The organism is Microbacterium songi (genome assembly GCF_042747925.1).
Taxonomy (GTDB): Bacteria; Actinomycetota; Actinomycetes; order Actinomycetales; family Microbacteriaceae; genus Microbacterium.
On the sequence record NZ_JBHZIE010000008.1, the window covers coordinates 56,821 to 80,846 of the forward strand.

The 24,026-nt window shown below is 68.9% G+C and carries 20 protein-coding genes; 6 read left to right on the forward strand and 14 right to left on the reverse strand.

Annotated features, from left to right (window positions below; genetic code table 11):
• Nucleotides 1-26 precede the first annotated feature (26 nt).
• The 7 genes from ACFM35_RS10795 to ACFM35_RS10825 all read right to left on the reverse strand — a co-directional run bounded on the left by ACFM35_RS10795 (nucleotide 27) and on the right by ACFM35_RS10825 (nucleotide 7,157).
• Entirely contained in the window at nucleotides 27-2,360 is a 2,334-nt protein-coding gene (locus tag ACFM35_RS10795) for a beta-galactosidase (protein ID WP_378841853.1), read from the reverse strand.
• Nucleotides 2,361-2,533: 173 nt separating this feature from the next.
• On the reverse strand, nucleotides 2,534-3,349 hold the full coding sequence (locus ACFM35_RS10800) for a VOC family protein (RefSeq protein WP_378841854.1): 816 nt from the start codon (nucleotides 3,347-3,349) through the stop codon (nucleotides 2,534-2,536).
• Between the two features lie 204 nt (nucleotides 3,350-3,553).
• On the reverse strand, nucleotides 3,554-4,399 hold the full coding sequence (locus tag ACFM35_RS10805; protein WP_378841856.1) for an alpha/beta fold hydrolase: 846 nt from the start codon (nucleotides 4,397-4,399) through the stop codon (nucleotides 3,554-3,556).
• Between the two features lie 58 nt (nucleotides 4,400-4,457).
• The gene (locus ACFM35_RS10810; RefSeq protein ID WP_378841858.1) at nucleotides 4,458-5,006 is read right to left on the reverse strand and encodes a cysteine hydrolase family protein; all 549 of its coding nucleotides are present in this window, start codon (nucleotides 5,004-5,006) and stop codon (nucleotides 4,458-4,460) included.
• A gap of 94 nt (nucleotides 5,007-5,100) precedes the next feature.
• The gene (locus tag ACFM35_RS10815) at nucleotides 5,101-5,424 is read right to left on the reverse strand and encodes a hypothetical protein (protein WP_378841860.1); all 324 of its coding nucleotides are present in this window, start codon (nucleotides 5,422-5,424) and stop codon (nucleotides 5,101-5,103) included.
• A 5-nt stretch (nucleotides 5,425-5,429) separates the two neighbouring features.
• Entirely contained in the window at nucleotides 5,430-6,596 is a 1,167-nt protein-coding gene (locus ACFM35_RS10820) for an inorganic phosphate transporter (protein WP_378841862.1), read from the reverse strand.
• A 189-nt stretch (nucleotides 6,597-6,785) separates the two neighbouring features.
• Nucleotides 6,786-7,157, reverse strand: a complete 372-nt coding sequence (locus ACFM35_RS10825) for a hypothetical protein (protein WP_378841864.1) — start codon at nucleotides 7,155-7,157, stop codon at nucleotides 6,786-6,788.
• Between the two features lie 222 nt (nucleotides 7,158-7,379).
• On the opposite strand from ACFM35_RS10825, the gene kynA reads away from it, so the two are divergent.
• Nucleotides 7,380-8,228 carry a tryptophan 2,3-dioxygenase gene (gene kynA / locus ACFM35_RS10830; protein WP_378841866.1) on the forward strand — a complete coding sequence of 283 codons (849 nt, stop codon included), beginning with the start codon at nucleotides 7,380-7,382 and terminating at the stop codon, nucleotides 8,226-8,228.
• Nucleotides 8,225-9,469 (forward strand): kynureninase, encoded by a 1,245-nt coding sequence (locus ACFM35_RS10835; RefSeq protein WP_378841868.1) that lies wholly within the window; start codon nucleotides 8,225-8,227, stop codon nucleotides 9,467-9,469. Before kynA ends, ACFM35_RS10835 begins: the two co-directional genes overlap by 4 nt.
• 60 nt (nucleotides 9,470-9,529) lie before the next feature.
• Here ACFM35_RS10835 and ACFM35_RS10840 read toward each other — a convergent pair whose 3' ends face one another.
• The 6 genes from ACFM35_RS10840 to ACFM35_RS10865 are packed head-to-tail and all read right to left on the reverse strand — an operon-like array spanning nucleotide 9,530 to nucleotide 16,654.
• Nucleotides 9,530-11,527: a family 43 glycosylhydrolase gene (locus ACFM35_RS10840; RefSeq protein WP_378841870.1), complete on the reverse strand. Its 1,998-nt coding sequence runs from the start codon at nucleotides 11,525-11,527 to the stop codon at nucleotides 9,530-9,532.
• A gap of 60 nt (nucleotides 11,528-11,587) precedes the next feature.
• A complete protein-coding gene (locus ACFM35_RS10845; protein ID WP_378841872.1) occupies nucleotides 11,588-12,448 on the reverse strand; it encodes a phytanoyl-CoA dioxygenase family protein in 861 nt (286 codons plus the stop codon).
• A 43-nt stretch (nucleotides 12,449-12,491) separates the two neighbouring features.
• Nucleotides 12,492-13,472: a glycoside hydrolase family 43 protein gene (locus ACFM35_RS10850; RefSeq protein ID WP_378841874.1), complete on the reverse strand. Its 981-nt coding sequence runs from the start codon at nucleotides 13,470-13,472 to the stop codon at nucleotides 12,492-12,494.
• Nucleotides 13,469-14,371: a carbohydrate ABC transporter permease gene (locus ACFM35_RS10855; protein ID WP_378841875.1), complete on the reverse strand. Its 903-nt coding sequence runs from the start codon at nucleotides 14,369-14,371 to the stop codon at nucleotides 13,469-13,471. The genes ACFM35_RS10850 and ACFM35_RS10855 overlap by 4 nt, the downstream gene beginning before the upstream one ends.
• Nucleotides 14,368-15,351, reverse strand: coding sequence for a carbohydrate ABC transporter permease (locus tag ACFM35_RS10860; protein ID WP_378841877.1), 984 nt, complete (start codon nucleotides 15,349-15,351; stop codon nucleotides 14,368-14,370). The genes ACFM35_RS10855 and ACFM35_RS10860 overlap by 4 nt, the downstream gene beginning before the upstream one ends.
• Nucleotides 15,344-16,654 carry an ABC transporter substrate-binding protein gene (locus ACFM35_RS10865; RefSeq protein WP_378841879.1) on the reverse strand — a complete coding sequence of 437 codons (1,311 nt, stop codon included), beginning with the start codon at nucleotides 16,652-16,654 and terminating at the stop codon, nucleotides 15,344-15,346. The genes ACFM35_RS10860 and ACFM35_RS10865 overlap by 8 nt, the downstream gene beginning before the upstream one ends.
• A gap of 153 nt (nucleotides 16,655-16,807) precedes the next feature.
• On the opposite strand from ACFM35_RS10865, the gene ACFM35_RS10870 reads away from it, so the two are divergent.
• The 4 genes from ACFM35_RS10870 to ACFM35_RS10885 are packed head-to-tail and all read left to right on the forward strand — an operon-like array spanning nucleotide 16,808 to nucleotide 21,687.
• Nucleotides 16,808-17,851 carry a LacI family DNA-binding transcriptional regulator gene (locus ACFM35_RS10870; protein WP_378841881.1) on the forward strand — a complete coding sequence of 348 codons (1,044 nt, stop codon included), beginning with the start codon at nucleotides 16,808-16,810 and terminating at the stop codon, nucleotides 17,849-17,851.
• An 11-nt stretch (nucleotides 17,852-17,862) separates the two neighbouring features.
• Nucleotides 17,863-19,767, forward strand: coding sequence for a glycoside hydrolase family 2 protein (locus tag ACFM35_RS10875; protein ID WP_378841883.1), 1,905 nt, complete (start codon nucleotides 17,863-17,865; stop codon nucleotides 19,765-19,767).
• The gene (locus ACFM35_RS10880; protein WP_378841885.1) at nucleotides 19,758-20,702 is read left to right on the forward strand and encodes a glycoside hydrolase family 43 protein; all 945 of its coding nucleotides are present in this window, start codon (nucleotides 19,758-19,760) and stop codon (nucleotides 20,700-20,702) included. The genes ACFM35_RS10875 and ACFM35_RS10880 overlap by 10 nt, the downstream gene beginning before the upstream one ends.
• Nucleotides 20,584-21,687, forward strand: coding sequence for an alpha/beta fold hydrolase (locus ACFM35_RS10885; protein WP_378841887.1), 1,104 nt, complete (start codon nucleotides 20,584-20,586; stop codon nucleotides 21,685-21,687). The genes ACFM35_RS10880 and ACFM35_RS10885 overlap by 119 nt, the downstream gene beginning before the upstream one ends.
• On the opposite strand, the gene ACFM35_RS10890 is transcribed toward ACFM35_RS10885, so the two are convergent.
• Nucleotides 21,676-23,943, reverse strand: a complete 2,268-nt coding sequence (locus ACFM35_RS10890) for a helix-turn-helix domain-containing protein (protein WP_378841889.1) — start codon at nucleotides 23,941-23,943, stop codon at nucleotides 21,676-21,678. The genes ACFM35_RS10885 and ACFM35_RS10890 overlap by 12 nt on opposite strands.
• Between the last annotated feature and the right edge of the window lie 83 nt (nucleotides 23,944-24,026).

The following is a 24,026-nucleotide window of genomic DNA, read 5'->3' on the forward strand; positions in this document are numbered from 1 at the left end:
TGTTGTCCGCCTTCTTCGAGGGTGTCTCAGTGGGCGGCGTCGACGGAGCGGACGCGCGTGATGCGGGCTCGGTCGATGCCGAGCACGGGTTCCGTCGCGCGGGGACGCACCCGCGGGTCGACGAAGACCCCCGACGCGGGGTCGAAAGGCAGCGCCGTCAGCCGCACCTGCCGATCGCCCGCAGTCAGAGCGAGGTCCCACTCGCGTCCGTACCAGTACTGGTCGACCGTTCTGCGCCCGCCCACCGACGCGCGACCCACGTCACCCGTCCACTCGACGGAGAGCAGCGCCATCTCATCCGCACGCTCGAACGCCGCCTCGGGGATCGTGATGACGGCGGTCGCGGCCCGGTCGAAGCTTTCATCGGCGGGCGCCGAGAATCGATCCGCAGACCCTCCCCGTCGAGTCGGAGCCGGGACGGCGCCGTTCAGGTGCACCGTGATCACCGGGTCGATGGCCTGCGGGGTGGGCCCGTCGACGGTGTACACGGCGAGTACACCCGATCGGTCATCGATGCGTTCCACTCCCGCGCCGGTCGCCCGAAGCGGCGGAAACGCCCGCAGGAGCTGCCCGGCGTCCGTCGCGAGAAGGCGCAGCGTGCCCCGGTCGAAGACGAGACCCTGCTCCCAGAGCAGGACCGTGTCGACTCCGCCGACAACCCCTCGCCAGACGCGGCTCGCCGTGTGCGGGTCGAGCACGACGATCGTGGTGTCCTCTACCCGCAGCACGGCATGCACCCCGGGAGTCTCGTCGACGGCGACGAGAATGCGATCGCCGTCGGCGGCCACGACGCGTCCGCCGTCGACGTCCGCCACCGCGACACCCTCGAAGACGAACTCGACGGGCACCCCGGCCGTCGAGCTCACCAGCACGAGAGGGCCCTCGGATGCTGCAACCTCGGTGATCGGTTGAACGGTGGCCGACACCGCCTGCAGTCCGCCCAGCGGCCGTCGCACCGGCCAGATGAACGAGGCTCCCGATTGGATCGTGACGGGCGCCGACGGCAGGACGACTTCGCTCTCGGCGAGCTCCGCACGGAACTGCACGTCCGGCAGCTCGGGCAGGGGATCCGCCGCAGGCTGATGATTGTTCACGAAGAGGAAGCCGCCGGTCTCGTCGCCGCGGAACGAGAACCGCGGGTCGCCCGCCACGGTCGGAGCGATGACGGTCGTCGACTCGAGGAGCTCTCGGGCGTAGCGCTCCACGAAGAGATGCTGCTGCCGCAGCAAGTGGTAGTGCTCTCGCAGCTGGCCGAGTGCGCCGATCGGCGCATAGAAGTCGTAGTCGGTCATGGGCATATCGTTCGGGTAGCCGGTCGCGTGCGACTCCTGCGTCGGGCCGAGCTCTCCCGCGAAGTGCGTCCCCCCGTGGTACATGTAGTAGCCCTGCCACGCCGAACCGCTGCCGAGCTTGACCAGAGCGAGCGCGGCGACATCGGCGGGTTCGACCAGCGGGCGACGGTGATAGGCCACCGTCATACCCCCGCCCAGTTCGCAGGTGACCCAGGGGAAGCGCTCGTCCTGAGTGCGCGCGACGGCTGCCGTGCCGCGGACGTCGGCGCCCACGGTGAGGTCGTCCCGAACGCTCGAGAACTCGAAGTGGGTCCGGCCGAACGCGGGCCAGAGCTCGTCGCTCTCCGCCCAGAAGCCGTCGGAGTAGCCGGCATAGATGGGCATCAGATCGGGCGGCAGCTGCGCGCCGCCCCAGCCCGTGGCGGTCCACAGGGGGGCGGTGAGACCGACGCCCTCTGCGGCGGTGCGCAGCCACGCGAGGTGTTCGGGCTGGTCGTAGAGCTCGTTGTCGGTCTGGAACCCGATGATCGCGGCATCCGGCGTCGTCTCGGTGCGCACGAAATCGCCGACCTGACCGGCGATGGCCGCGTACCAGGCCAGAACCAGAGCCTGGTAGGCGGGATCGTTCGTGCGGTGACGGATGTCGAGGGCCTGCACCCAGTCGGGGAGGCCGCCGTTGCGAGTCTCACCGTGCACCCACGGCCCGAGACGCATCATGACCTTGAGTCCGTGGGTGTCGGCGAGCGCGAGGAAGCGCCGCACGTCGCGGTCGCCGTCCCACCGGAAGACGCCGCGGCGCTCTTCGTGGGCGATCCAGATGAGATAGGTCGCCACGACCGTCACGCCGCCGGCCTTCATCTTGAGCAGCTCGGTCTCCCACCGGGACGCATCGTCGCGGCTGAAGTGGTACTCCCCCATCACGGGGAACCAGGGTGCGCCGCCGCGCGTGACGAACCGGTCGGTGAACGAGACGGCGCCCGGTCGACCGTCGGGCTCACCCATGCCGGTGAGCGACGCGATCCCGTCCTCGGCGATCGGGGCGGGACGGGCGGTCAGAGAGTGGATCACAGAAGGATGCGCCTTTGCGTCGTACGGTCGGTTCCGGCGGGATGATCCCGCCCCGGCTCTGCCACGCTACGGCGGCGACTCGCCCGGGTGAATAGAGGAAGCGGGGCAGCGGCTGGACGATCCGACGAATCGATGCGCGTTTGTGGTTTCGGCGCCGCCCCGCGTCCGGAGAGTCACCCGGGAACGACGAGCTGACTGATGATGAAGGCCGCGCCCTGCGGGTCCTCGATGACGGCCTCGCGCGTCCAGTCCGTGTCGGTCACGGAGGTCACCATCCCGCCAAGCGACCTCGCCCTGTCCGCCGATTCATCGCGGTCCGCGACGGCGAATCGGATCCACCAACGGGCCTCGGAATCGGCTGGGGAGAGGCCGGCGATGACGTCGTCGAATCCCTCCGGCGCGAACTCCTGCCTCCGATGGATGTCCGGATCGGGGCCGGATGCCAGGAAGTCGCCGTATCCCGGAAGTCTGACCATGCCCGCTCCGAGCTCGGGACTGACGACCCAGCCGAAGACGTCGCGGTAGAAGCGCATCGCCTGCTCGGCATCGGGGGTGGCCAGGTCGCTGAAGTTCCAGGCTCCCGGTTCGTTGACAGCCTGTGCACCCGGACGCCGCCGCGCCTGCCAGAGGCGGAATCCCGCTCCCTGAGGATCGAGACAGGTGGCCGCACGGCCACCCGGCCCGGCATCCTCGGGAGGGTCGACGATCGTGCCGCCCGCGCGGGCTATCGCCGCCGCCGTCTGGTCGGCGTCGTCGCACGCGATGTAGCTCACCCACCCGTCACCGCCCTCGCCCGGAGCCAGGGCCGCCGCATCCTGCCCGTCGAGTGTGGCGATCATGTAGGCACCGGGAGCATCCGGCGGCATCGCGTTGCTGAAAGACCAACCGAAGAGGCCGCCGTAGAACCGCATCGCTCCGTCGAGGTCAGACTGGTTCAGGTCGACCCAGCAGGGAACGCCCTGCGGGTAGGTCCGTGTCATGCCGGCCATGTCGTCCTCCGTCTCCGTGTGCCTCAGACCATAGGACGGGCCGCCGACATCGTCATCACCCGGCCGTCGGCGGGGGTGTTCGCGGGCACAACTCCTCGAAGACCGTCCCCGCCTCCCGGAAGAGGCCGTCGCAAGGCCCCGCAGTGCTCGGATGTGAGGAGTTCCACCTACCCACAACCCGTCACTCCGCCGGGCCGGCCCCGCTCACCGTGCGCCGCGGGTGCGAGGCAGGGCGTCGAGGAACGAGAGCACGGCGGTCGCGGTCACCTCGGGTTGCTGCGCCTGCGGGTAGTGGCCCGCGTCGGCCACCATCACCACCTCGGCCTTGAGCGCATCGCCGATGAAGCGGCCCTCGGCGGCCGGATCCTTGAAATCGGGGTCGCGATCGCCCATGATGACGATCGCCGGGGCGGTCACGGCGTGGAGCTTGGCCTCGGCCGGGGCGTGGTCGGTCTGCCGGGTCGTCTGCGAGAACGCTTTTCCGTACGGCTTGCGCTTCAGGCTCGACACGACCGCGGTCCGGTACTCCTCGAAGTCGTCGGGCTTGCGGCCGGCATAGAGGGTGGGCATGTACCCCTTCCACACGGGAGCGATCCACAGCGGCGACATCATCGCGCGGAACATCAGGCGCGTGAAGGTGCTCGCCGGCGGGTTGCGCACGAACGCGCCCATCAGCACCAGGCCGTCGACCTGCTCGGGGTGGTCGGCGGCGACGATGACCGCGGCACCGGCGGCGAGGGAGTTCCCGCCGATCACGGCCGTTCCGCCCAGCTCGTCGATCAGCGCCGCCACGTCGCCGGCGGTCGCGACATCGCCGTAGGACGTGAACCCGGTGTCGCTGTCTCCGTGGCCCCGCAGGTCCATCGTCGCGACCGAGTACCCGGCTGCGACGAGCGCGGGCGCGAGGTAGCGGTAGGACGAGCGCAGGTCGCCCATGCCGGGCACGAGCACGACCAGAGGTCCGTCGCCCTGCAGGTCGTAGGCGACGCGACCCTGCGGACGCGAGAGGTAGCGGGTCGGGAGGGCGGAGGAGGGGCTTGAGGAGGTCATGTGGCTAGTCTGCATCTCTCTTTAGCTATAGTCAATAGCCAAACGGAATTCCTGCAGATCATGCCGTCGAGGCGGTGATCTCCTCGACCGTCTGCACGCGCGCGTACGCGCTGCCGAGGGCGGCGATGAACGCGGCGTGCACCATGGCGCCCGGCACGGTTGTGCCGCCGTATGCGAGATCGGGAGCCGCGCACGCGTCGGCGGCGACGGTGACCGGGAAGCCGAGATCGGATGCTGCGCGCACGGTGGCGTCGACGCACATGCTCGTCATCATCCCGGCGACGACGAGCTGCGCCTCCTCGTATCGGTCGAGCTCCTCCTGCAGAGGCGTGTCGAGAAACGCATTCGGATTCTTCTTCACGACGACGGGCTCGCTCGGTCGCGGTGCCACACGGTCGTCGAATTCCGCCCCCGCCGTCCGGGCGACCAGGAATCCGGCATCCGGTTCCCCCTCGTGCCGGACGTGGATCACCGGGAGTCCGCTCGCGCGGAAATGCTCGAGCAGGGAGGCGGCGCGGTCGGCGGCGTCGTCGGGGGCGACGAGCGGCAGGTTCCCTCCGGGGAAGTAGTCGCGCTGGATGTCGACGAGCACCAGGACTGAGGTCATGCCCCGACCCTAGTCGGGGGTGGCGACCGGTCGGGGGCGGAGATGCACCCGCGGTCTGCGGGTGCGGGCAGACCCGCTCGACCACCGCTCCGGGCTACTGATGGAAGATCGGGATGACGAGGTAGATCCCGTAGATCGTCGCAGCCACTCCGACGGCGAAGAAGAGGGAGGCCGCGGCGGTCGCCGACGCGGGGCGCGGTCGGGTCCGGGGACGGACGATCGCCTCCGGGCCGTCGACCTCGCTCCCCTCCGGCACTTCGATGTCGGGCGCGCCGACCGCGAGCAACCTCGTGCCGAACGCGTACGAGCCGGCCACGACCACGGTCGCGACGAGGCTCACGACGAAGACCAGGCCGATCGACCCCCAGTCGACTCCGAGCCACGGGGTCTCGGCTGCTGCTGCGAGAGGTGCGATCATCGCGGTCACCGTGCCTTTTCCATGGATGCGGTCGGGGAGTCGCCGGGTTCCGCAGGGTCGCCGGCCTCGTTCACGTTCTCGTGCGTGACGGGCGTGCGGCGGGCGAGGAGGAAGAACCCGAGTCCGATCCCGACGCCGACGACGGCGACGGCGACCAGTCCGAAGGTGCTCGAGCCTCCAATCCAGGCGGCGAGCCCGCCGACGAGGGCGGCGGCCGGCATCGTGAACAGCCACGCCGTCGCGATGCGCCCGACCGTGCCCCACCGCACCTTGGCGAGATGCTTGCCCACGCCGGCGCCGATGACCGCGCCGGACGTCACCTGTGTCGTCGACAGCGGGAAGCCGAGCGTCGAGGAGGTCAGGATCGTTGCCGCGGCACTCGTCTCGGCCGCGAACCCCTGCGGCGCCTTGATGTCGGTGATGCGCTTGCCCACGGTGCGCATGATGCGCCACCCGCCCAGATAGGTGCCCAGCGCGATCGCCAGACCCGAGACGATGATGACCCACACCTGCGGACCGGTGCCCGTCTCCTGGTAGCCCGCCACGATGAGGGTCAGCGTGATGACGCCCATCGTCTTCTGCGCGTCGTTCGTGCCATGGGCGAGAGAGACGAGGGATGCCGATACCGTCTGCCCGTGCCGGAATGCCGAGGTCGATCCGGCGGCGGTCGCCATCCGGGTGATCTTGTAGACGAGGTACGTCGCCACCAGCGCGATCGTGCCCGCGATGAACGGCGAGAGGAGCGCCGGCAGGACGATCTTCGACAGGACGCCCGCCCAGTTGACGGCGTCGAACCCGGCGCCGATGACCGCCGCACCGATGAGGCCCCCGAACAGCGCGTGCGTCGAGCTCGACGGCAGGCCCAGCCACCACGTGCCGAGATTCCACAGCACCGCGCCCACCAGTCCGGCGAAGATCATGGTGACGGTGATTCCCGGAAGTCCGGCGTCGTCCTCGGTCAGGATCCCCGACGACACCGTCTTGGCGACGGCCGTCGACAGGAAGGCGCCGACCAGGTTGAGGACCGCCGAGATGAGCACAGCCACTTTGGGTCGCAGTGCGCCGGTGGCGACCGACGTCGCCATCGCATTCGCCGTGTCGTGGAAGCCGTTCGTGAAGTCGAAGAAGATCGACGTCGCGACGACCAGCAGGACCAAGACCATCACGTCCACAGACGCGCCTCCGTTCGTCGACTGATCGGACCGGCGAGAGTCCCGCAGACACGTTAGGACTGCCGCCGCGCCACCGGTTCGAACGGCAGGTGAAGAGGCGGCGAACAAACCCACCCCAGACCGGGGCGCGCGCCGACCGCACGACATGGCGCCGAGTGCCTGCGCGCTCGAGGGGACGGTCGGCGACCTCTACTGGTCGCCGGACGTGCGGGCGTAGATCCCCAGGCGCCGCGCCAGGGTCGCGATGGCGGGAAGCACCCGCGGTGGCGGGAAACTCTGCGGAGATGCCGTGCCGGCCGTCGCGGAGCGCTGTGCAGCACGGAGGCTGTCGAAGCGCCCGATCGGCCGGGCCCGCGAATCGAAGGCGATGAAGATGCCGTCCGCCACCACGACGTGGCCGACGATGTCGTTCCCGCGCACAGCCCGGTGCAGGCCGGGTTCGGGCACCACCCACGTGAGGTCGGGAGGGGAGGAGACGCGTCGGCGCAGAACCGAGACCGTGCGGGCCTCCGCGCCGTGATCGTGCGTTCCTGCGGCCGTGTGGAAAGCGCCTGTGCTCACGTTCATCCCCGCCTGTCGTCCGCCATGAAGGAAGACGGCCGGGGTCTGGGGCCAGTCGAGCGCCACCGTACGGCCTGTCGCCCGTCGGCGCAAGAGGGTGGCGGTGAACGGGACGGCGAAGAGCGGATGCTTCTCCTCCCCGGATCACGCGTGACCGACGGCGTGCGTACGGCGATAGGTTCGACGGAGCCCGTGCGGGCGCGACAACGGAAGGAGCTCGGGATGCCGGAGAACGAACGCCCCCTCGAGGGCGGCATCGTCACTGATTTCCAGGATCGGATGAGCTACGGCGGGTACTTGGATCTCGATCGACTGCTGACGGCGCAGCATCCGCTCAGCGCTCCCGAGCACCACGACGAGCTGCTGTTCATCATCCAGCACCAGACGACGGAGCTGTGGCTCAAGCTGGTCCGGCACGAGCTGGTCTCGGCACGCGCGCTCCTGGCCGCCGACGATCTGCGCACGGCTCTGAAGCGGATCGCGCGCATCAAGCACATCCAGGAGGTCATGACTCAGCAGTGGTCGGTGCTCGCCACTCTGACCCCGTCCGAGTACGGGCAGTTCCGCGAAGACCTCGGCAACTCGTCGGGTTTCCAGTCGGCGCAGTACCGCGTCGTCGAGTTCATCCTCGGCAACAAGAACCGCCGCATGCTCTCCGTCTTCGACGCCGAGCCCGACAGCCGCGAGGCGCTCGCTGCCGAGCTCGCGACGCCCAGCCTCTACGACGAGTTCCTGCGTCTGCTCGCCCGTCGGGGCTTCGACGTTCCCGCGCACATCCTCGAGCGAGACATCACCGAGGCATACAGCCTCAACGAGGACCTCGTGCCCGTCTTCCGCCGGATCTACGGCGATCCGGCCACGTATTGGGACCTCTACGAAGCGTGCGAGGAGCTCGTCGACATCGAGGACAACTTCCAGCTGTGGCGGTTCCGGCACATGCGCACCGTCATGCGCACGATCGGATTCTCCACCGGCACCGGCGGGTCCAGCGGTGCCGACTTCCTGCAGCGTGCGCTCAGTCTCACGTTCTTCCCCGAGCTGTACCGCGTGCGGACGGAGCTCGGGGCATGACCGCGGACACCACCGCCCACCCGCGCGCGACGGCTCTCCTCGACGAGGCGTCCGCTCTCGATGCGGTCGATCCTCTTGCTTCCTTCGTCGACCTGTTCGAGCCCGCACCCGGTGTCTCGGCCTACCTCGACGGCAACTCCCTCGGCCGCCCCGTCCGGGGGACGCCGGAGCGCATCGCGCGATTCGTCCGGGAGGACTGGGGCACCCGCCTCATCCGGTCGTGGGACGAGGGATGGATGGAGCTGCCCCTCGAGCTCGGCGACCGCATCGGTCGCGTCACGCTGGGAGCCGCCGCGGGCCAGACCGTGGTTGCGGACTCGACCACCGTGCTGCTGTACAAGCTGATCGCCGCCGCCGTGGCCCGCACCCCGGTGGGCGGACGCATCGTGATCGAGCGCGGCAACTTCCCCAGCGATCGCTTCATCGTTGACGGAATCGCGACCACCAAGGGCCTCGTGGTCGATTGGATCGACCCCGATCCGATCCGTGGGGTCGTCGCCGAAGACCTCGAGGCTGTGCTGACCGAAACCACGGCGCTGGTCGTGCTCAGTCACGTCGATTACCGTTCCGGCGCCGTGGCCGACATGGCGGGGATCACGGCGCTCGTGCGCGGCGCGGGCGCGATCATCCTGTGGGATCTGTGCCACAGCGCCGGCGTCATCCCGACGCAGCTCGACGCCTGGGGAGTCGACCTCGCGGTCGGCTGCACCTACAAGTACCTGAACGGAGGGCCGGGATCACCGGCCTTCGCCTACGTGCGCCGCGGCTTGCACGACGTGCTCGAGCAGCCGATCCAGGGATGGATGGGAGCCGCCGACGTGTTCTCGATGGGTCCCGAGTACCGCGCCGCCCCGGGCATGCGACGGTTCCTCAGTGGCACCCCTCCCGTGGCGGCGATGGTTCCGATGCAGGGGATGCTCGATCTGATCGAATCCGCCGGGCTGGGCGCGGTCCGGCAGAAGAGTCGCACGCTGACCGACCTCGCCGTGCGCGCGTACGACGACGCCCTCGCCCCCCGCGGGGTCGAGCTGCTGTCGCCGCGCGACAGCGACCTGCGTGGATCGCACGTGCTGTTCGGGCACCCGTCCTTCCGCTCGGTCACCGAGCGGCTGTGGCATGACGGCGTCATCCCCGATTTCCGCGGACCGCGCGGCATCCGTGTCGGGCTCTCCCCGCTGAGCACCACGCACGCGGAGGTCGTCCACGGCGTTCTGGCGATCGCATCCGCGATGCCCGCCTGACGGGGGAGTCCCGCGCAGGTGTGCTCGGGGCGATCGAGGCACACCTGCGCGGGGACGCGATCAGTCGCGAGGGCTGCGCTCTCTCACCGTGGATACGCGCACGTAGTCGAACTCGGCGGTGAGCTGCACCGCCGGGTCCTGCAGGCCGTACGCGACGAGGGCGATCTGCGCGTCCTTGCCCAGGGTGTGCGTCCAGGTGCCGCCCGTGACCCACGCCTGACCGTCCTGGCTCGTGTACGCCGTGAACCGATGCGTACCGTCGCCGGCATCGCGCCGTTCCGATCCGGAGAGCTTCTGAACGGCGATCCGGAGGTAGGTCCAATCGTCGCCGGGAGGGCCGACGATCGTGTTCCCGTAGCGCGCCCACCCTTCCGGTGCCGTGGCGATCTCCTTCGCGAACTCCGTCTGACGCGTGTTCCAGATGGACGTCTCCGTGAGCTTCACGTACTCGTCGTCACCGGCGTAGGCCAGAACGCCGACCTGCGCGTAGTTGAAACAGCATCCGTCGGGCACGTCCATCCGCACCTTCGTCTCGACCATGTAGTCCCCGCGCGGGGCGTCGCGGAGCAGGACCGCAGCGCTGTCGGCGTCGACGTACAGATCGCCGGACTGTACGGGAACGCTCAGCGTTCCGCCGGCGACGGTCGCAGACGGGGCGATGTCGTCGCGCTGCCACGCCCAGTCACGACTCAGCGCCGTGCCGTCGAACTCATCGGAGTAATCCGTCAGCGCACGCCGGGGCTCCTGCACCGTCGCGGGGCGGTAGCGGTGCCGCGAGACCTGACCCGCCTGACCCGCCGGCGCCTCCCGGCGGTCCACCGAAGGACCACTGCCGCCGTTGACCGTCGGCCATCCGTCGACCCAGTCGACCGCGTCGAGCATCGCCGGCCGCTTGGTGAAGCCGGTCTGGAAGGCGAAGAAGGGATCGAGCTGGTCGACGGCGTGATAGATCGTCCACCAGCCCCCGTTCGCGTCGGTGAACACCGTGTTGTGCCCGGTGCCGACCCAGCGGTTGCCGTTCATCGTGAGGAAGGGCGTCCCGCCGGTGCGCTCGGCCACGAGCGACACGCCTTCGCGGTCCACGAACGGACCGAGAGGATCGGCGGACCGACCGACGAAGGCGCTGTAACCGGTGAGTGCACCGTTGCAGCAGTTGGTCGCACTCAGGAACAGGTAGTAGAACCCGTCCCGCTGCACGACGTTCGCGCCCTCGTACTTGTTGTCGATCGCCACCATCGTCGCGCCGTCGGTGTCGGCGACGGCACCGTATGCGGTGACCTGGAGCGAGGCCCCGTAGACACCGCCGAAATAGCTGCCGTAGTAGAGGATGCCGGCGTCGGTGACCGTGTCGCCCAGCACATCGGGGTCGTACGTCCATTGGAAGTTGCAGCCGTCGCCGCCTGAGCGGGGGGCCACGACCGGGGTGTCGGAGAAGGTCCAGGGCCCCGTCGGCTCACGGCTGGTCGCCACGCCGATGGCGCTGTCGCTGGCGCAGTCCTCGACGCCGCTGACCGCGCTGACCGTATCGGTCACCACCACGAACATGTAGTACTGATCGAACGTGCTCGAATACACGACGTCCGGTGCCCACAGCGCGGCGTCCGGCTCGGCCCAGCTCGGGAGCGTCGAGAACGACTCCCCCGCGTACGTCCAGTCCACGAGGTTCTGTGACGTCATCGCCGGCACCTTGCGGAACACCGGATCGCCGTTCGCGTCGACGTCCTCGTCGTTCAGTGGATCGGTGGTGCAATACAGGTACCAGTCGGTGTCGCCGGGCCTCTGGCCGCGCAGCACGTTCGGGTCGGCACAGCTCTCGACCGCCCCGCCGGGGACCTGCGGGAGAAGCGGGTTCGTGTACCGGCCCGGCTTGCCGGGGCGTCGATCGGCCGCCGATGCCGGATCGGACGTAGGCGATGACCGGTCGGCCGATGTCGACGACGGCGTGTCGACCGGATCAGGTCCGGGGTCGGCGGCGGCGACGCCGCCGGGCGCGATGACGATGAGGGCCGCGAGGAGCGCGGTCACCGTCATCGATCGGGGGGAATGGAACGTCTTCATCGACTACTCCTTCAGGTGGGGCGGAACCGGGCGGCCCGCGTCGGTGTTCGGCGAGTGCGGCTACGCGTCGCCCATCATGAGGCCCTCGATGGAGTGCTTCTGGGTGATCGGCGTGAGGACGTCGACGATCGGGCAGGCGAGATGTCTGGTCACCCGGGCGGGCAGCGAGTCGTGGAACCGCCGCGTCACGGCCATGTCGTGATGCTCGGCGTTGCCGGCACCCGGCGTGTCCACACCGAGAACCAGCACCGGCCGCGGCTTCGAGGACGTGTTGGCGGTGCCCCGGTGAACGGTGAGCGCCGATCTGACCGACACGTCACCACGCTGCGGGAACCGGGTGACCCCGAGCGACCGGAAGCGCGGGTAGAGCGCGACCGAGGGGAACATCTCATGCTCGAAACCGACCGGGAGGTCCCACTGCGTCGTGGGCGCGATCTGGAAGGGCCCCATGTCCTCCTCGGTGTCGACGGCGGTGACGTTGAAGGCGAGCGATGTCAGCCGGCCCCTGTTTTTCGTCTCGTCGGGCATCGGGAAGTCGCGGTGCCACGGCTGATCCTTGGCCCCCGGATTGGGCACGTCGAAACCCAGTTCCACGATCTCGTAGTCGGGTCCGAGCACGCCGGTGCAGACGGATCTGACCCACGGATGGTCGACGAGGTCGAGCCAACCGCGCATCTGCTCGGGGTGGATCTCGACGTAGTGGCGATTGGTCCCGCGGCCCACCGCGCCGCCTGTTCGACCGAGAGCCTCGGCATACGCGATCTCGAGGTCCTCGCGCAGCACATCCGCCCACTCGGCGGTGAAGAGCCCCTTGCGTCCGTCGACGCCGTCGGAGTACAGGGAACGCACCGTCGCTGCTGTGTCTTCGTCGAGCTGGTCCAGCGCAGGAAGGTCGGGCTCCACCCGTGGCACGGTGTTCATGAGGTCCTCTCGGTCGCGGCGACCGCCGGCGGCGATCACGTCGTCAGGGGAGCTGCACGGCCGGCCGGCCGCCGTCCCAGGTGAGCGGCACGCTGTAGAGGCCGCGATACATCAACAGGTCGTTCCACCCGTGGAAGAACAGCTCGTCGCCGTCGGGCGTCGAGACCACGTCCTGCCCGCCCGGTCCGATGAAGAGGCCGTCGCTCGAGGCCGAGGAGAGCAGCGGTGCGGACTGCTTCACGTAGGGGCCGGTGAGAGCGGATGCTGTCGCCACTCCGACCGCGTAATCCTCGGTGCCGTAGTCGTTGGCTGAATAGAAGAGGGCGTAGACACCGTCGTGCTTGACCAGCACGGGCCCCTCGACCAGCGCGCCCTCCCAATCCTCGGTCTGGGTGAAGAGCTTCGTGGTGGGACCCGCCAGCGCCGTGCCCGAGGCGTCGAGCGGCGCGAGCTGGATCCAGGTGTCCAACGCGCAGCAGTTGCCGTCGTTCTTCCAGACGAGGTAGCGGGTGCCGTCGTCGTCCGTGAAGACGGCCGGATCGATGGCGCCGCCTTCGTCCAGCGTGCACACGATCGGATCGCCCTCGACGGGCGTGTACGGCCCGGTCGCGTCGGGCGACGTCGCGACTCCGATGCACTGCTTGTCCGACGCGGTGTGCGCCGCGACGAAGTACATGATGTATCCGCCGGCGGGGAGCTCCGAGACGTCCGGGGCCCAGGTGCGTCCGCGGCTCGCCCACGCCGGCAGCGTCGGCAGGGCGTCGTCGAGGGAGACATCCCAGTCGGTGAGATCGTCGGAGGTGGCGAACTGCACGTTGACGCCGCCGGTGTTGATCGCGAACGCGACGTACTGTCCGTCCACCTCCAGCACATCGGGATCGGCGAAATCCTGGTCGATGAGGAACGGGGCGATCGTCGGTCCGGCTGCCGGCTCGGGCGGGGGTGCGCATGCCGTGAGCGTTCCCGCTCCGGTCGCGAGGACCAGCGCGACCCCGAGAGCCGCCCGCCGCACCGACGCCCTCATCCCTTGACCGCGGAGCCTGCGACCGACTCCACGATCTGGCGCTGCGCGATGCCGAACAGGATCAGGACCGGGACGGAGGCGATGACGGCACCGGCCATGACGATCGCGAAGTGCGTCGAATACGCGCCCTGCAACTGATTCAGACCCGGCTGCAGCGTGAGGTTCTCGGGACTGAGCAGGACATACACCGGCCACAGGAAGTCGTTCCAGTTTCCGAGGAAGGACAGCACGGCCAGGGTGGCGAGGGCGGGCCGGGCGAGCGGGAGCACGATCTGCAGGAAGATGCGGATGTCGCCGGCGCCGTCGATCCTTGCCGCCTCCTCGATCTCGGGCGGCAGCCCGACGAAGAACTGTCGAAGGAAGAAGATGCCGAAGGCGCCGGCGGCACCCGGCACGGTGATGGCCCAGATCGTGTCGAGCCAGCCGAGGTTCTGCACGATCAGGTAGTTCGGGATCAGGAAGACGACCGGCGGCACGAGCAGAGTGGAGATGATCGCGCCGAACACGATCTTCTTCCCGGGGAACTCCAGTCGCGCCAGGGCGTAGGCGCCCATCGACGCGGTCACGAGGATCAGCACCGTCTGCAGCGTGGCGGCGGCGAAGCTGTTCCACAGCCACAGGAAGATGGGCTGCTGACCAGAGGTGAGCAGCGTCTGATACGCCTCGATCGAGAACGGGTCGGGGAGCGAGTACGGCGACCGCACAGCATCCGCATCGGTCTTGAACGACGTGATGAGCATCCAGATCAGCGGCAGGACGATCGCGAGGGCGAGAGCGATCAGGATGGCGTAGAGCACCACCTGCGCCCAGGCAGCCTTGGTGCGGCCGGGTCGGCGCGGGGCCTTCGCCTCGGTCTCGGTCGGCGGGATGGCCGCCAACGGTGTCGTGGTGGTGGTCATTTCACGCCCTTCTCGACGCGCTCACGCGAAAAGCGGAAGTTCAGGATGCTGATGACGGCGAGCGCCGCGAACAGGATGTAGCTCATCGCCGCGGCCGGGGCCATGTTGTTCTGCGACAGGCCCTGATCGGCGATGTACATGATCACCGTGCGGGTCTCGGTGCCCGGGCCGCCCTTGGTGAGCAGGTAGGACTGTCCGAACATGTTCGCCGAGGCCAGGATCGTCGTCGTCGTGATGAAGACCATCACCGGTCGGAGACCCGGCAGCGTGACGTTCGTGAACTTGCGCCCGGCCCCGGCGCCGTCGATGGACGCCGCCTCGTAGAGATCGGCGTTGATCCCCTTGAGGCCGGCCAGGAAGATGATCGTGTTCAGGCCCATCGTCCACCAGACCGTCACTCCGACGAGCGAGACCCACGCCCACGGCACGTTGACGGTCCACGGGATGTCGGAGGGCAGCCCCAGGAGTCCGAGCAGGTAGTTCAGGACGCCCGACTGCGTGTCGAGGATGTAGCCCCAGATCACGCCGATGACGGCGACACCCAGGACGTACGGCGCGAAGAAGATGGTGCGGAACGTCGCCGCCGCGCGGATGCGCTGGTTCAGGAGCATCGCGATGAGCAGGGGCACGACCACCAGGAACGGGACGCTGGCCACGACGAAGATGCCCGTGACGCTCATCGACTTCCAGAAGTCCGCCGACACGACCGTGCCGGGCGTGAAGAGGTCGATGTAGTTCTGCAGCCCGACGAAGCTCTGGACGTCGCGGAACGGGCTCCAGTTCGTGAGGCTCATCCACAGCCCGAAGACGGCCGGTGCGACGATGAACGTGAAGAAGAGGATCAGGAACGGCGCCAGGAACAGGTAGGCCGTCAGCGTCTTCTTGCGCGAGGCGGACCGCGCGCTCGGTGAGGTGCGGGGGGACCGCCCCTCAGCGCCGGAGCGCTGAGGGGCGGCGACCAGGGTGGCTGTCTCAGTCACCGTACTTGGCCTGGTTCTGCTCGATGATCTGGTTCGCCTTGTTCGCGGCATCATCCAGCGCGGTCTTCGGGTCCTTCTTGCCGGTGAGCGCCTCGTTCAACGCCAGGGTGATCTGCGCGTTGGCCTCGGTGAGTCCCGGAGAGACGGTCTCGTAGTGCGCGTAGTCGAGCTGACTCATGAACGGCTCCAGGTTGGGGTACTGCTCGAGGAGCGCGGGATCCTCGCGGACGGAATTCGCCGCGGGGAGCTCGCCGGTCTCGGCCCAGCCCAGTGAGTTGTCGTTCATCCACTTGACGAACACGGATGCCGCGGTCGTCTTGTTCTCGTCCTGACCCTTGTTCGCGGGGAACACCCAGTGCGTCGAGCTGGACCAGACGGCCTTCTCGTCGCCGATCTGGGGCACGGGCGCCGCAGCCCAGTCGAGATCAGCGAATGCCGTGTTCGTGGTCTGCCACACGCCGTTCCAGTTGAAGGCGGTGTCGCCCGAGATCAGCGCCTTGATGTTCCCGTCCTGGGCGACGTCGGCGGGGCTGTATCCCTTGTCGACCATGTCCGTCATCCACGTGAGCGCCTTGACACCGGCCTCCGAATTGAACGTGGCCTCGGTGACGTCCTCGTTGTAGAGGTCGCCGCCGAACTGCCAGATCAGGCTCTGGAACTCGAACGTGCCGGTGAAGACGTACCCGTCCACCCATTCGCCGGCGACGCCCGCGCCCTTGAGCGCTTCCAGCGCCGCGGTATAGGAGGCCGCGTCCGTGGGGATCTCGGTGATGCCGGCCTTGGCGAGCACGGTCTTGTTCACGTAGAGCCCGAGAGGCGTCACGCTCCACGGCACCGCGTACTGCGCGTCACGGAAGTTGCCCTTGTCGAACACGCCCTGCGGGAAGTCGTCGGCGGTGTAGCCGAGACCGTCGATGATGCCGCCGGCGTCCTGCAGGAGGTTCTGCGCCGCGTAGGTGGCGAGGTCGTCGCCGTGCAGCACGGCCACGTCGGGGCCCTTGCCCGCCTTGATGGCGAGCGGCATCTTGGCGGTGATGTCGCCCCACTCCTGCGGAACGGCCTTCACCGTGATGTTGTCGTGCTCCGAGTTGAACTGCTCGATCAGCTTCGGGACGATCGACGGTGCCGCGCCCCCGGTCCAGCCGTGCCAGAACGTCACGTCGACGGCGGGTCCGGTGTATTCCCCGTCGCCGGAGACCGCACCACCGCCTGTGGAGCCGGACGACGCGCATCCGGCGAGTGCGATGCCGACAGCGAGTGCCACTCCGGCACTCAGCGCTCGGCGAGCCCACGGATTCTTCATGTGATTGCTCTCCTTTGAGTTATCCGGCCTTCCGGATGGAACGCGACCGGAAACAGGACGACCGGTCGCTGGTGTGAAATTTACAGCGCTGGAAAACGGATGTCAAGGTGTACCCTGAACCCCGGATACCGGATGCCTGGACAAGGGGGACGCATGGGCGGAGTTCGCCTTCAGGATGTGGCCGAACTGGCCGGAGTCTCGATGAAGACGGTCTCCAACGTGGTCCGCGGCTACAAGCACGTGAGCACCTCGACGCGCGACCGGGTGCAACGGGCCATCGACGAGCTGGACTACCGACCGAACCTCATGGGACGCACCCTCGCGACGGGTCGCACCGGCCTCATCGCCCTCTCGTTCTCCAACGTCGGCATCCCCTACTTCGCCGAGCTGTCGCGGCTCGTGTCGGCGGCAGCCCATTCGATGGGCTACCGCGTGCTCGTCGACGAGACCGACGGCACGCTCGAGGGCGAGCGTGCCGTGCTCGAGAGCTTCGAGGCCGGGCTCGTGGACGGAATGCTGTTCCAACCGGCCGTGGTGTCTTCACTCGAGATCGCTCGACACCGCAGTGCCGTGCCGATCGTGATCCTGGGCGAAGGCGCCGCCCCGCTGACCATGGACCGCGTGATGATCGACAACGTCAGCGCTGCGCGGGATGCCACGAACCACCTGATCACGCTGGGACGCCGGCGGATCGCCTTCGCGGGCCACGAATCGGGCAAGCTGTCGGCGGCCTCCTCCCAGCGCATCATGGGCTACCAGCAGGCGCTCGAGGACGCAGGGATCGCGCCCGATCCGCAGCTGCTCCTCCCCCGCGACACGGTCACGCCGATGGCGGCCGTCCTCGGGGTGGGGAGGGCGCTGGACGAGGGAACCCGCTTCGACGGTCTGGTCTGCCGAGACGACCTCGCCGCCATCGGCGCACTGCGGGCTCTGCAGGAACGCGGGATCCGCGTTCCGGACGACGTCGCGCTGACGGGCTGGGACAACATCATGATGAGCCGGGTGACGCATCCGAGCATCACCTCGCTCGCCCCCGACACCGCCGCGCTGACGCTCCGGGCCATGGAGATGCTGGTCGAGCGCATCGAAGGGATGGAAGGCGCGGGTCGCCATGAGCTGGTCGGCCACCGGCTCGTCATCCGGGAAAGCGCCCCGGCCGTCTCCGATCGGACGCAGGAGAGTGTTTTACAGCGCTGAACAATTGGGGCATGCTGGTCGTCATGATCAACGACGACCGGACCGCTCAGCTTTCGGCGACCCATCAGGACGGCAGCCACCCCCGGCCGCAGCTGTTGCGCTCCGCCTGGGTCGACATCAGCGGGCCATGGAACTTCGCCTTCGACCCTGACGACATCGGTCTCCGCGAACGCTGGTACGAGCATCCTGAGTTCGACCGCACGATCCTGGTTCCGTTCCCGCCGGAGTCCGCCGCATCCGGCGTGCACGACACGGGCTTCCACAGAGCGCTCTGGTATCACCGCCGGCTCAGCGCGGAAGACATCGCCACTGCGGGGCACGCGGTCGGGCGCCGGCTGATGCTGCGCTTCGGAGCGGTCGACTACCGCGCCGTCGTCTGGGTCAACGGAGAGAGAGTCGGATCGCACGAAGGCGGGCACACTCCCTTCTCGGTCGACATCACCGATGTGGTCCGCGGCGGCGACGGCGGTGACGACGTCGTCGTGCGCGTCGAGGACGACCCGTCGGACGTCAGTCAACCCCGCGGGAAGCAGGACTGGCGCGAGACCCCGCACGTCATCTGGTACCACCGCACGAGTGGGATCTGGCAGCCCGTCTGGCTGGAGTCGGTGCCGACGCCGGCGATCGACTGGATCCACTGGCGGAGCGACGGCGCCACGGCGCAGGTGCACGCCCGGATCGGGCTCAGCGCCACACCTCCCCCCGGCGCCACGGTGGAGGTGGAACTGCGCTACCGGGGAACCGTCCTCGGTCGAGCCGCGGTGGCCGTGGACAGCGCAGAGGTGGAGCTCCACGTGCCGCTGACCCGGCAGACCAACGGGCAGGCCTACGAGGAGCTGCTGTGGTCGCCCCGGCGCCCCCGCCTCCTCGATGCGACGCTGAAAGTCTCCGCCGGCGGTGCGGACCTCGACGTGGTCGCGTCCTACCTCGGGATGCGCAGCACCTCCGTCGACCGGGGCGCGTTCCTGCTGAACGACCGGCCGCTGTACGTCAGATCCGTGCTGGCGCAGGGCTACTGGCCCCAGTCGCACCTCGCGGCGCCCTCGGCGGATGCCCTCCGGGCAGAGGTCCAGCTCATCAAGGACCTGGGCTTCAACGCGACGCGGCTGCACCAGAAGTTCGAGGACCCGCGCTTCCTCTACTGGGCGGACCGCCTCGGCCTCATGGTGTGGGGCGAGGCGCCCGCGAGCTTCACCTTCACGCCCACCTCCGTGCAGCGCACGATCCGCGAGTGGCTGGAGGTCGTCCATCGCGACTTCTCGCACCCGTCGATCGTCACGTGGGTTCCTCTGAACGAGAGCTGGGGCGTTCAGCACATCGCTCACGACGACGCCATGACGCACTACGCCGCATCGCTCGTCAGCCTGACGAAGGCACTCGATCCCACCCGCCCGGTCGTCTCGAACGACGGGTGGGAGCAGGTGAACACCGACATCCTCGCCATCCACGACTACGAGGGCAGCGGAAAGATCCTGCGACGGCGCTATCGGGATCGAGCGGCCATCGAGCGGATGCTGGAGGGGATCGGCCCCGCCGGGCGACGTCTGGTCGTGGAAGGCGACGTGTCGAAGGCGCCGGTCATGCTCACGGAGTTCGGGGGCATCAAATTCGATGTGGAGCGCACGAAGAACGCGTGGGGCTACACCGAGGCGTCCTCCGACGGCGACTTCCACGAGCGCCTCGACGCGGTAATGAGCGCCGTGCACGACAGTCAGGTGCTCGCGGGCTACTGCTACACGCAGCTCGCCGACACCCTCCAGGAGACGAACGGACTCGTCCGCGCCGACCGCACACCCAAGCTCCCCGTCAAGACCATCCGGAAGACCATGCTCGGCCGGAGGGCGCTCACGGAGGAGAAGCAGTGGGAGTCCGTCGAGGAGCAGGCGCAGCACGCCGAAGACCAGGCGTGGCCGTGAACGACGTGCGCACCGACGACCGGCTGCGTCCGCCGGTGAGGCCCGGCTACTTCGCCGACCCCTTCGTGGTGAGGCTCGACAGCGGAGGTTACGCCGCGTACGGCACGCACCCCGAAGCATCCGACAGCGCCCGCGTCTTCGAAGTGCTGCTCTCGGACGACCTCGTCACCTGGACGAGCGCGGGACCGGCCCTCGAACGCGTGCCCGCCGACATCGGAGACCAGTACTGGGCGCCGGAGGTCTGCGAACGGGACGGCGCGTGGTGGATGTACTTCTCCGTGGGCCACGACATCTCAGGACACCACATCCGGGTCGCCAGGGCGGACGGCCCCGCCGGACCCTTCGTCGACCTCGGCGTGAATCTGACGCCGGGCGAGCGCTTCGCCATCGACCCGCATCCGTTCGAAGACGCGGACGGGCGGTGGTACCTCTTCTACGCCCGCGACGTCCTCGACGCCGACCGCCCGGGAACGCATCTCGCCGTCGGGGATCTCGATTCTCCGACCGAGCTCACGAGGGTGGAGTCGGTCCTGGCACCCTTTGCCGACTGGCAGATCTATGAACGCGATCGATCGATGTACGACGGCGTGTACGACTGGCACACGCTCGAGGGCCCCTCGGTGGTGCGCAGGAACGGGACGTACTGGATGACCTTCTCCGGTGGCGCGTGGACGGGTGCCGGATACGCCGTGTCGTGGGCATCCGCGCCCCACCCGCGCGGCCCGTGGCAGCACGCTCCCCTCGGCGCGCCCGCCCTCCTCGCGAGCGGCGGCGGCCTCATCGGGCCCGGGCACAACTCGCTCGTCCAGGCGCCCGATGGATCGGACGCGATCGTGTTCCACGCGTGGAACGCCGCGGGCACGGCCCGGCAGATGCACGTCGCCCCGATTCGGTTCCTGGCCGACAGTCCGGTGGTCGTCCTCCCGCCCTGGTAGGTCGCGCGCCGCCGGTCGCGAGCAGCGATGGGTCGCCGGGGGTTCGACATCTGTCGCACGAGGAGTCGACGGATGTCCATGCCGCGGTCGCAGCGACCGCCCTACCTTCGGACTGCCGAACGGGCATTCGTCGCGAAGGAGAACGACCCTGCCGTACATCACGACGTCGGACGGAACCGAGCTCTACTACACCAGCCAGGGGCGCGGTCCCGTCGTCATCCTCAGCCACAGCTGGCCGTTGTCCTCCGACGCGTGGCAGGTGGAGGTCAAACTGCTCGCCGACAGCGGCTACCGGGCGATCGCCCACGACCGCCGCGGCCACGGCCGATCCGCGAAGACATATGCCGGCAACGACATGGACACCTACGCCCGCGATCTCGCGGAGATCGTGGAGCAGCTCGACCTCGACGAGGTCTCTCTGATCGGGCACTCCGCGGGTGGCGGCGAGGTCATCCGGTACGCCGCGCAGCACGGGGCGGGACGCGTGCGGCGGATCTTCACCGTCGGCGGTGTGGCGCCGATCCTGGTGGAGTCCGAGGCCAACCCCCACGGGACCCCCATCGAAACCCTGGATGCGATGCGCGCGGGCGTGCTTCGGGATGCGTCGCAGTTCTGGATCGAGCTCGCCGAGTCGTTCTACGGTGCCGACCGGCCGGGCGGTGCGATCTCGGAGGGAGTGAGACGTGACTTCTGGCGCCAGGGACAGCTCCTGAATCTGGCGGCCGCGTACGACGGCGTCGAGGCGTTCTCCGAGACGGACTTCACGGACGACCTCAGGGCGCTCGATGTACCGATCTTCCTCGCCCATGGCGACGACGATCAGATCGTTCCGGTGGGCGTCTCCGCCGAGAAGTCGATCGCCCTGGTCTCGCACGGCACCCTGAAGGTGTACCCCGGCGCGCCGCACGGCATCAGCGGGTCCTACCAGGCCGCCCTCGACCAGGACATCCTCGCCTTTCTGTCGGAGAAGCCCTCAATCGTCTGAGCCCGGAGGCAGCGAATCGAGTGCCGCCTGGATCTCGTCCGCCCAGTACTCGGGACGGTGCTCGCCCGCCAGCTCGAGCGCTCTCTCCAGTTCCCGCCGAGCCTCCTTCAGATCGCCCTGCCCGAGGCGCGCGAAGCCTCGGTGTCGGTGACCGCGGGCTCGCCCGGCGTCGTCGATGGGGACGGACAGCTCCGCGACGCGGATGAGGGCCGATCCTTGATCCGCCGCCTCGGCGTAGCGTTCCAGACTCAGGAGGGCCTTCGCGCGAGCGTTCCACGAGTTGAGCCTGGTGATGTGCCGATAGTGCTCCGACAGCGCAGCGGTGGGTGCGTCCGTGACGTCCAGGATCCTTTCCAGTTCGGCGAGCGCCGCCGCCGGGTCGCGGCTCATCAGCACCAACGCCACGGTTGCGCGAGCCTGCAGCTCACCTTCCGCGTCGGCCAGTGAGAGGAAGAGCGAGATCGCCTCGCTCGAGGACGAGAGCGCCAGATCCATGTCGTCGAGGTGGTACGCGCTGAAGCCGATGGTCACCCCCGCCCACGCGATCTGTCGCTCATCACCGCACTCCTGCGCGACGGCCAGCGCTCGCCGCCCGGCCTCCAACGCGGCAGCGAAATCGAACGTCTCGTGCCCGTGCATGTGTCCGAGGTTGTTCAGAGCGTCCGCCTGCGCGCTGCCGTCGCCCACGGCTGCCGCAGAAGAGGCGGCGAGCTCGAAGAACTCGTGCCAGTGTCCCCACGCATGCCACCGGTCACCGAAGGGTGTGATGCCCGCGGCCGCCTCGACGAGTTCACCGTGCAGGCCGCGGGCGGCGGTCTCCCGATAGGCCGAGAACCAGGCGTCGGCCTCACCCATCAACCACGCCCGAGCATGCTCGGCGGTCTCGAACGATCCTCGGGAAGGGCCGGCGCCCTCCCCGCCGCGCCGAGCCGAGGCGAACATGAGACCCGCGTCGGCCGCCGTGGCGAGAAGCCAGCTGCGCAGTGCCTGCTCGCGCCGGGCGACGACGTCTGCCGGCACGTCGGCAGACAATCTCTCCGCCGCATAGATCCTCAGCAGGTCGTGCAGACGATAGCGGTAGCCACGGAGCGATTCGACCAGTCCGAGATCGACGAGTTCTTCCAGCAGCTCGTACGCCGCGTCCTCCTCGATTCCGGATGCCGCGCCCGCGAGTCGAGCGGTGAAGGAGGAGCCGTGCAGCAGCGACAACGTGCGGAAGAAGTCCTGCGTCTGAGGCGGCAGATCGGCGTACGACGCGGCGAAGGCCGGTGCCACGCCGAGATCGCCCGCGACCAGGCTGCGCAGGCGGGTGCGCTCGGAGCGGAGCCGACGGAGGAAATCGTCGACATCCCAGGCGGGTCTCGACGCGATGCGATTCGCGGCGACCCGCAGCGCGAGCGGGAGGTCGCCGCACAACGCCGCGAGCTCGTCCAGGTCGCCGGCCCGCCTCTGGTCCGCCGGAATGGTCTCTTCGAGGAAACGCACGCTCTCGCTGCGGGCGAGGGTGCCGACGGAGAAGTGACGGGCGCCCTCGAGCCCCGCCAGGCTGCGCCTGGAGGTCACCAGCACGATCGCGTTCTCGGCGGCGTTGAGCGCCGGACGCACCTGCGCCTCCGATGCCGCATCGTCGAGGACGGCGATCACGCCGAATCTCTCCGTCGCCGCCGACCACGCCGACTTGGCCTCTGTCAGCGTGCGGGACTCGTCCGCGCCGTGGGTCACCTGCCGCAGGAGAGCCTGCAGAACCTGGACAGGCGAAAGGCGTGCGCCGCCCGAACTGCCGAGGTCGACGAAGAGACGCACACGGTCGCCGTCGGCTACGCGGTGCGCTGCCTCGACGGCGATCGTCGTCTTCCCGACACCCGGCGCGCCACTCAACACGGCAACGGCCGTCGCGGGCAGGTCGGCGTCGGCGGCGGCGTCGGCGAAGAAGGCGACGAGACGGGTGATCTCCTTCTCCCGTCCGGTGAAGTCCCTCAGCCGGCGCGGTTGACGGTCGAGATGCGGCGCAGAAGCGGCCGCGGACCGCCTGCCCGTACGGGCGGCGGTCACCAGCTCATCGCGTGCGCGGGGGTCGAGCTGCAGACCGGCGGCGAGGGCATCGACGGTACTGCGGCGCGGGCCGAGACTCACGCCCCGCTCGATGTCGCTGATCGTGCGATCGCTGACCGTGGCGCGCTCGGCGAGCGCCTCGAGCGTCAGGTCCTCGGCCAATCGGTGGGCCCGAAGAAGCTCACCGAGAGTGCGATCGGCCATCAGGGACGGGCCCGCGCAGGTGTGTATACCGAAACTTCATGCTTTCCTCGTGGTGCGCGCGCAGTGCTCAGCGGTCTGATGGA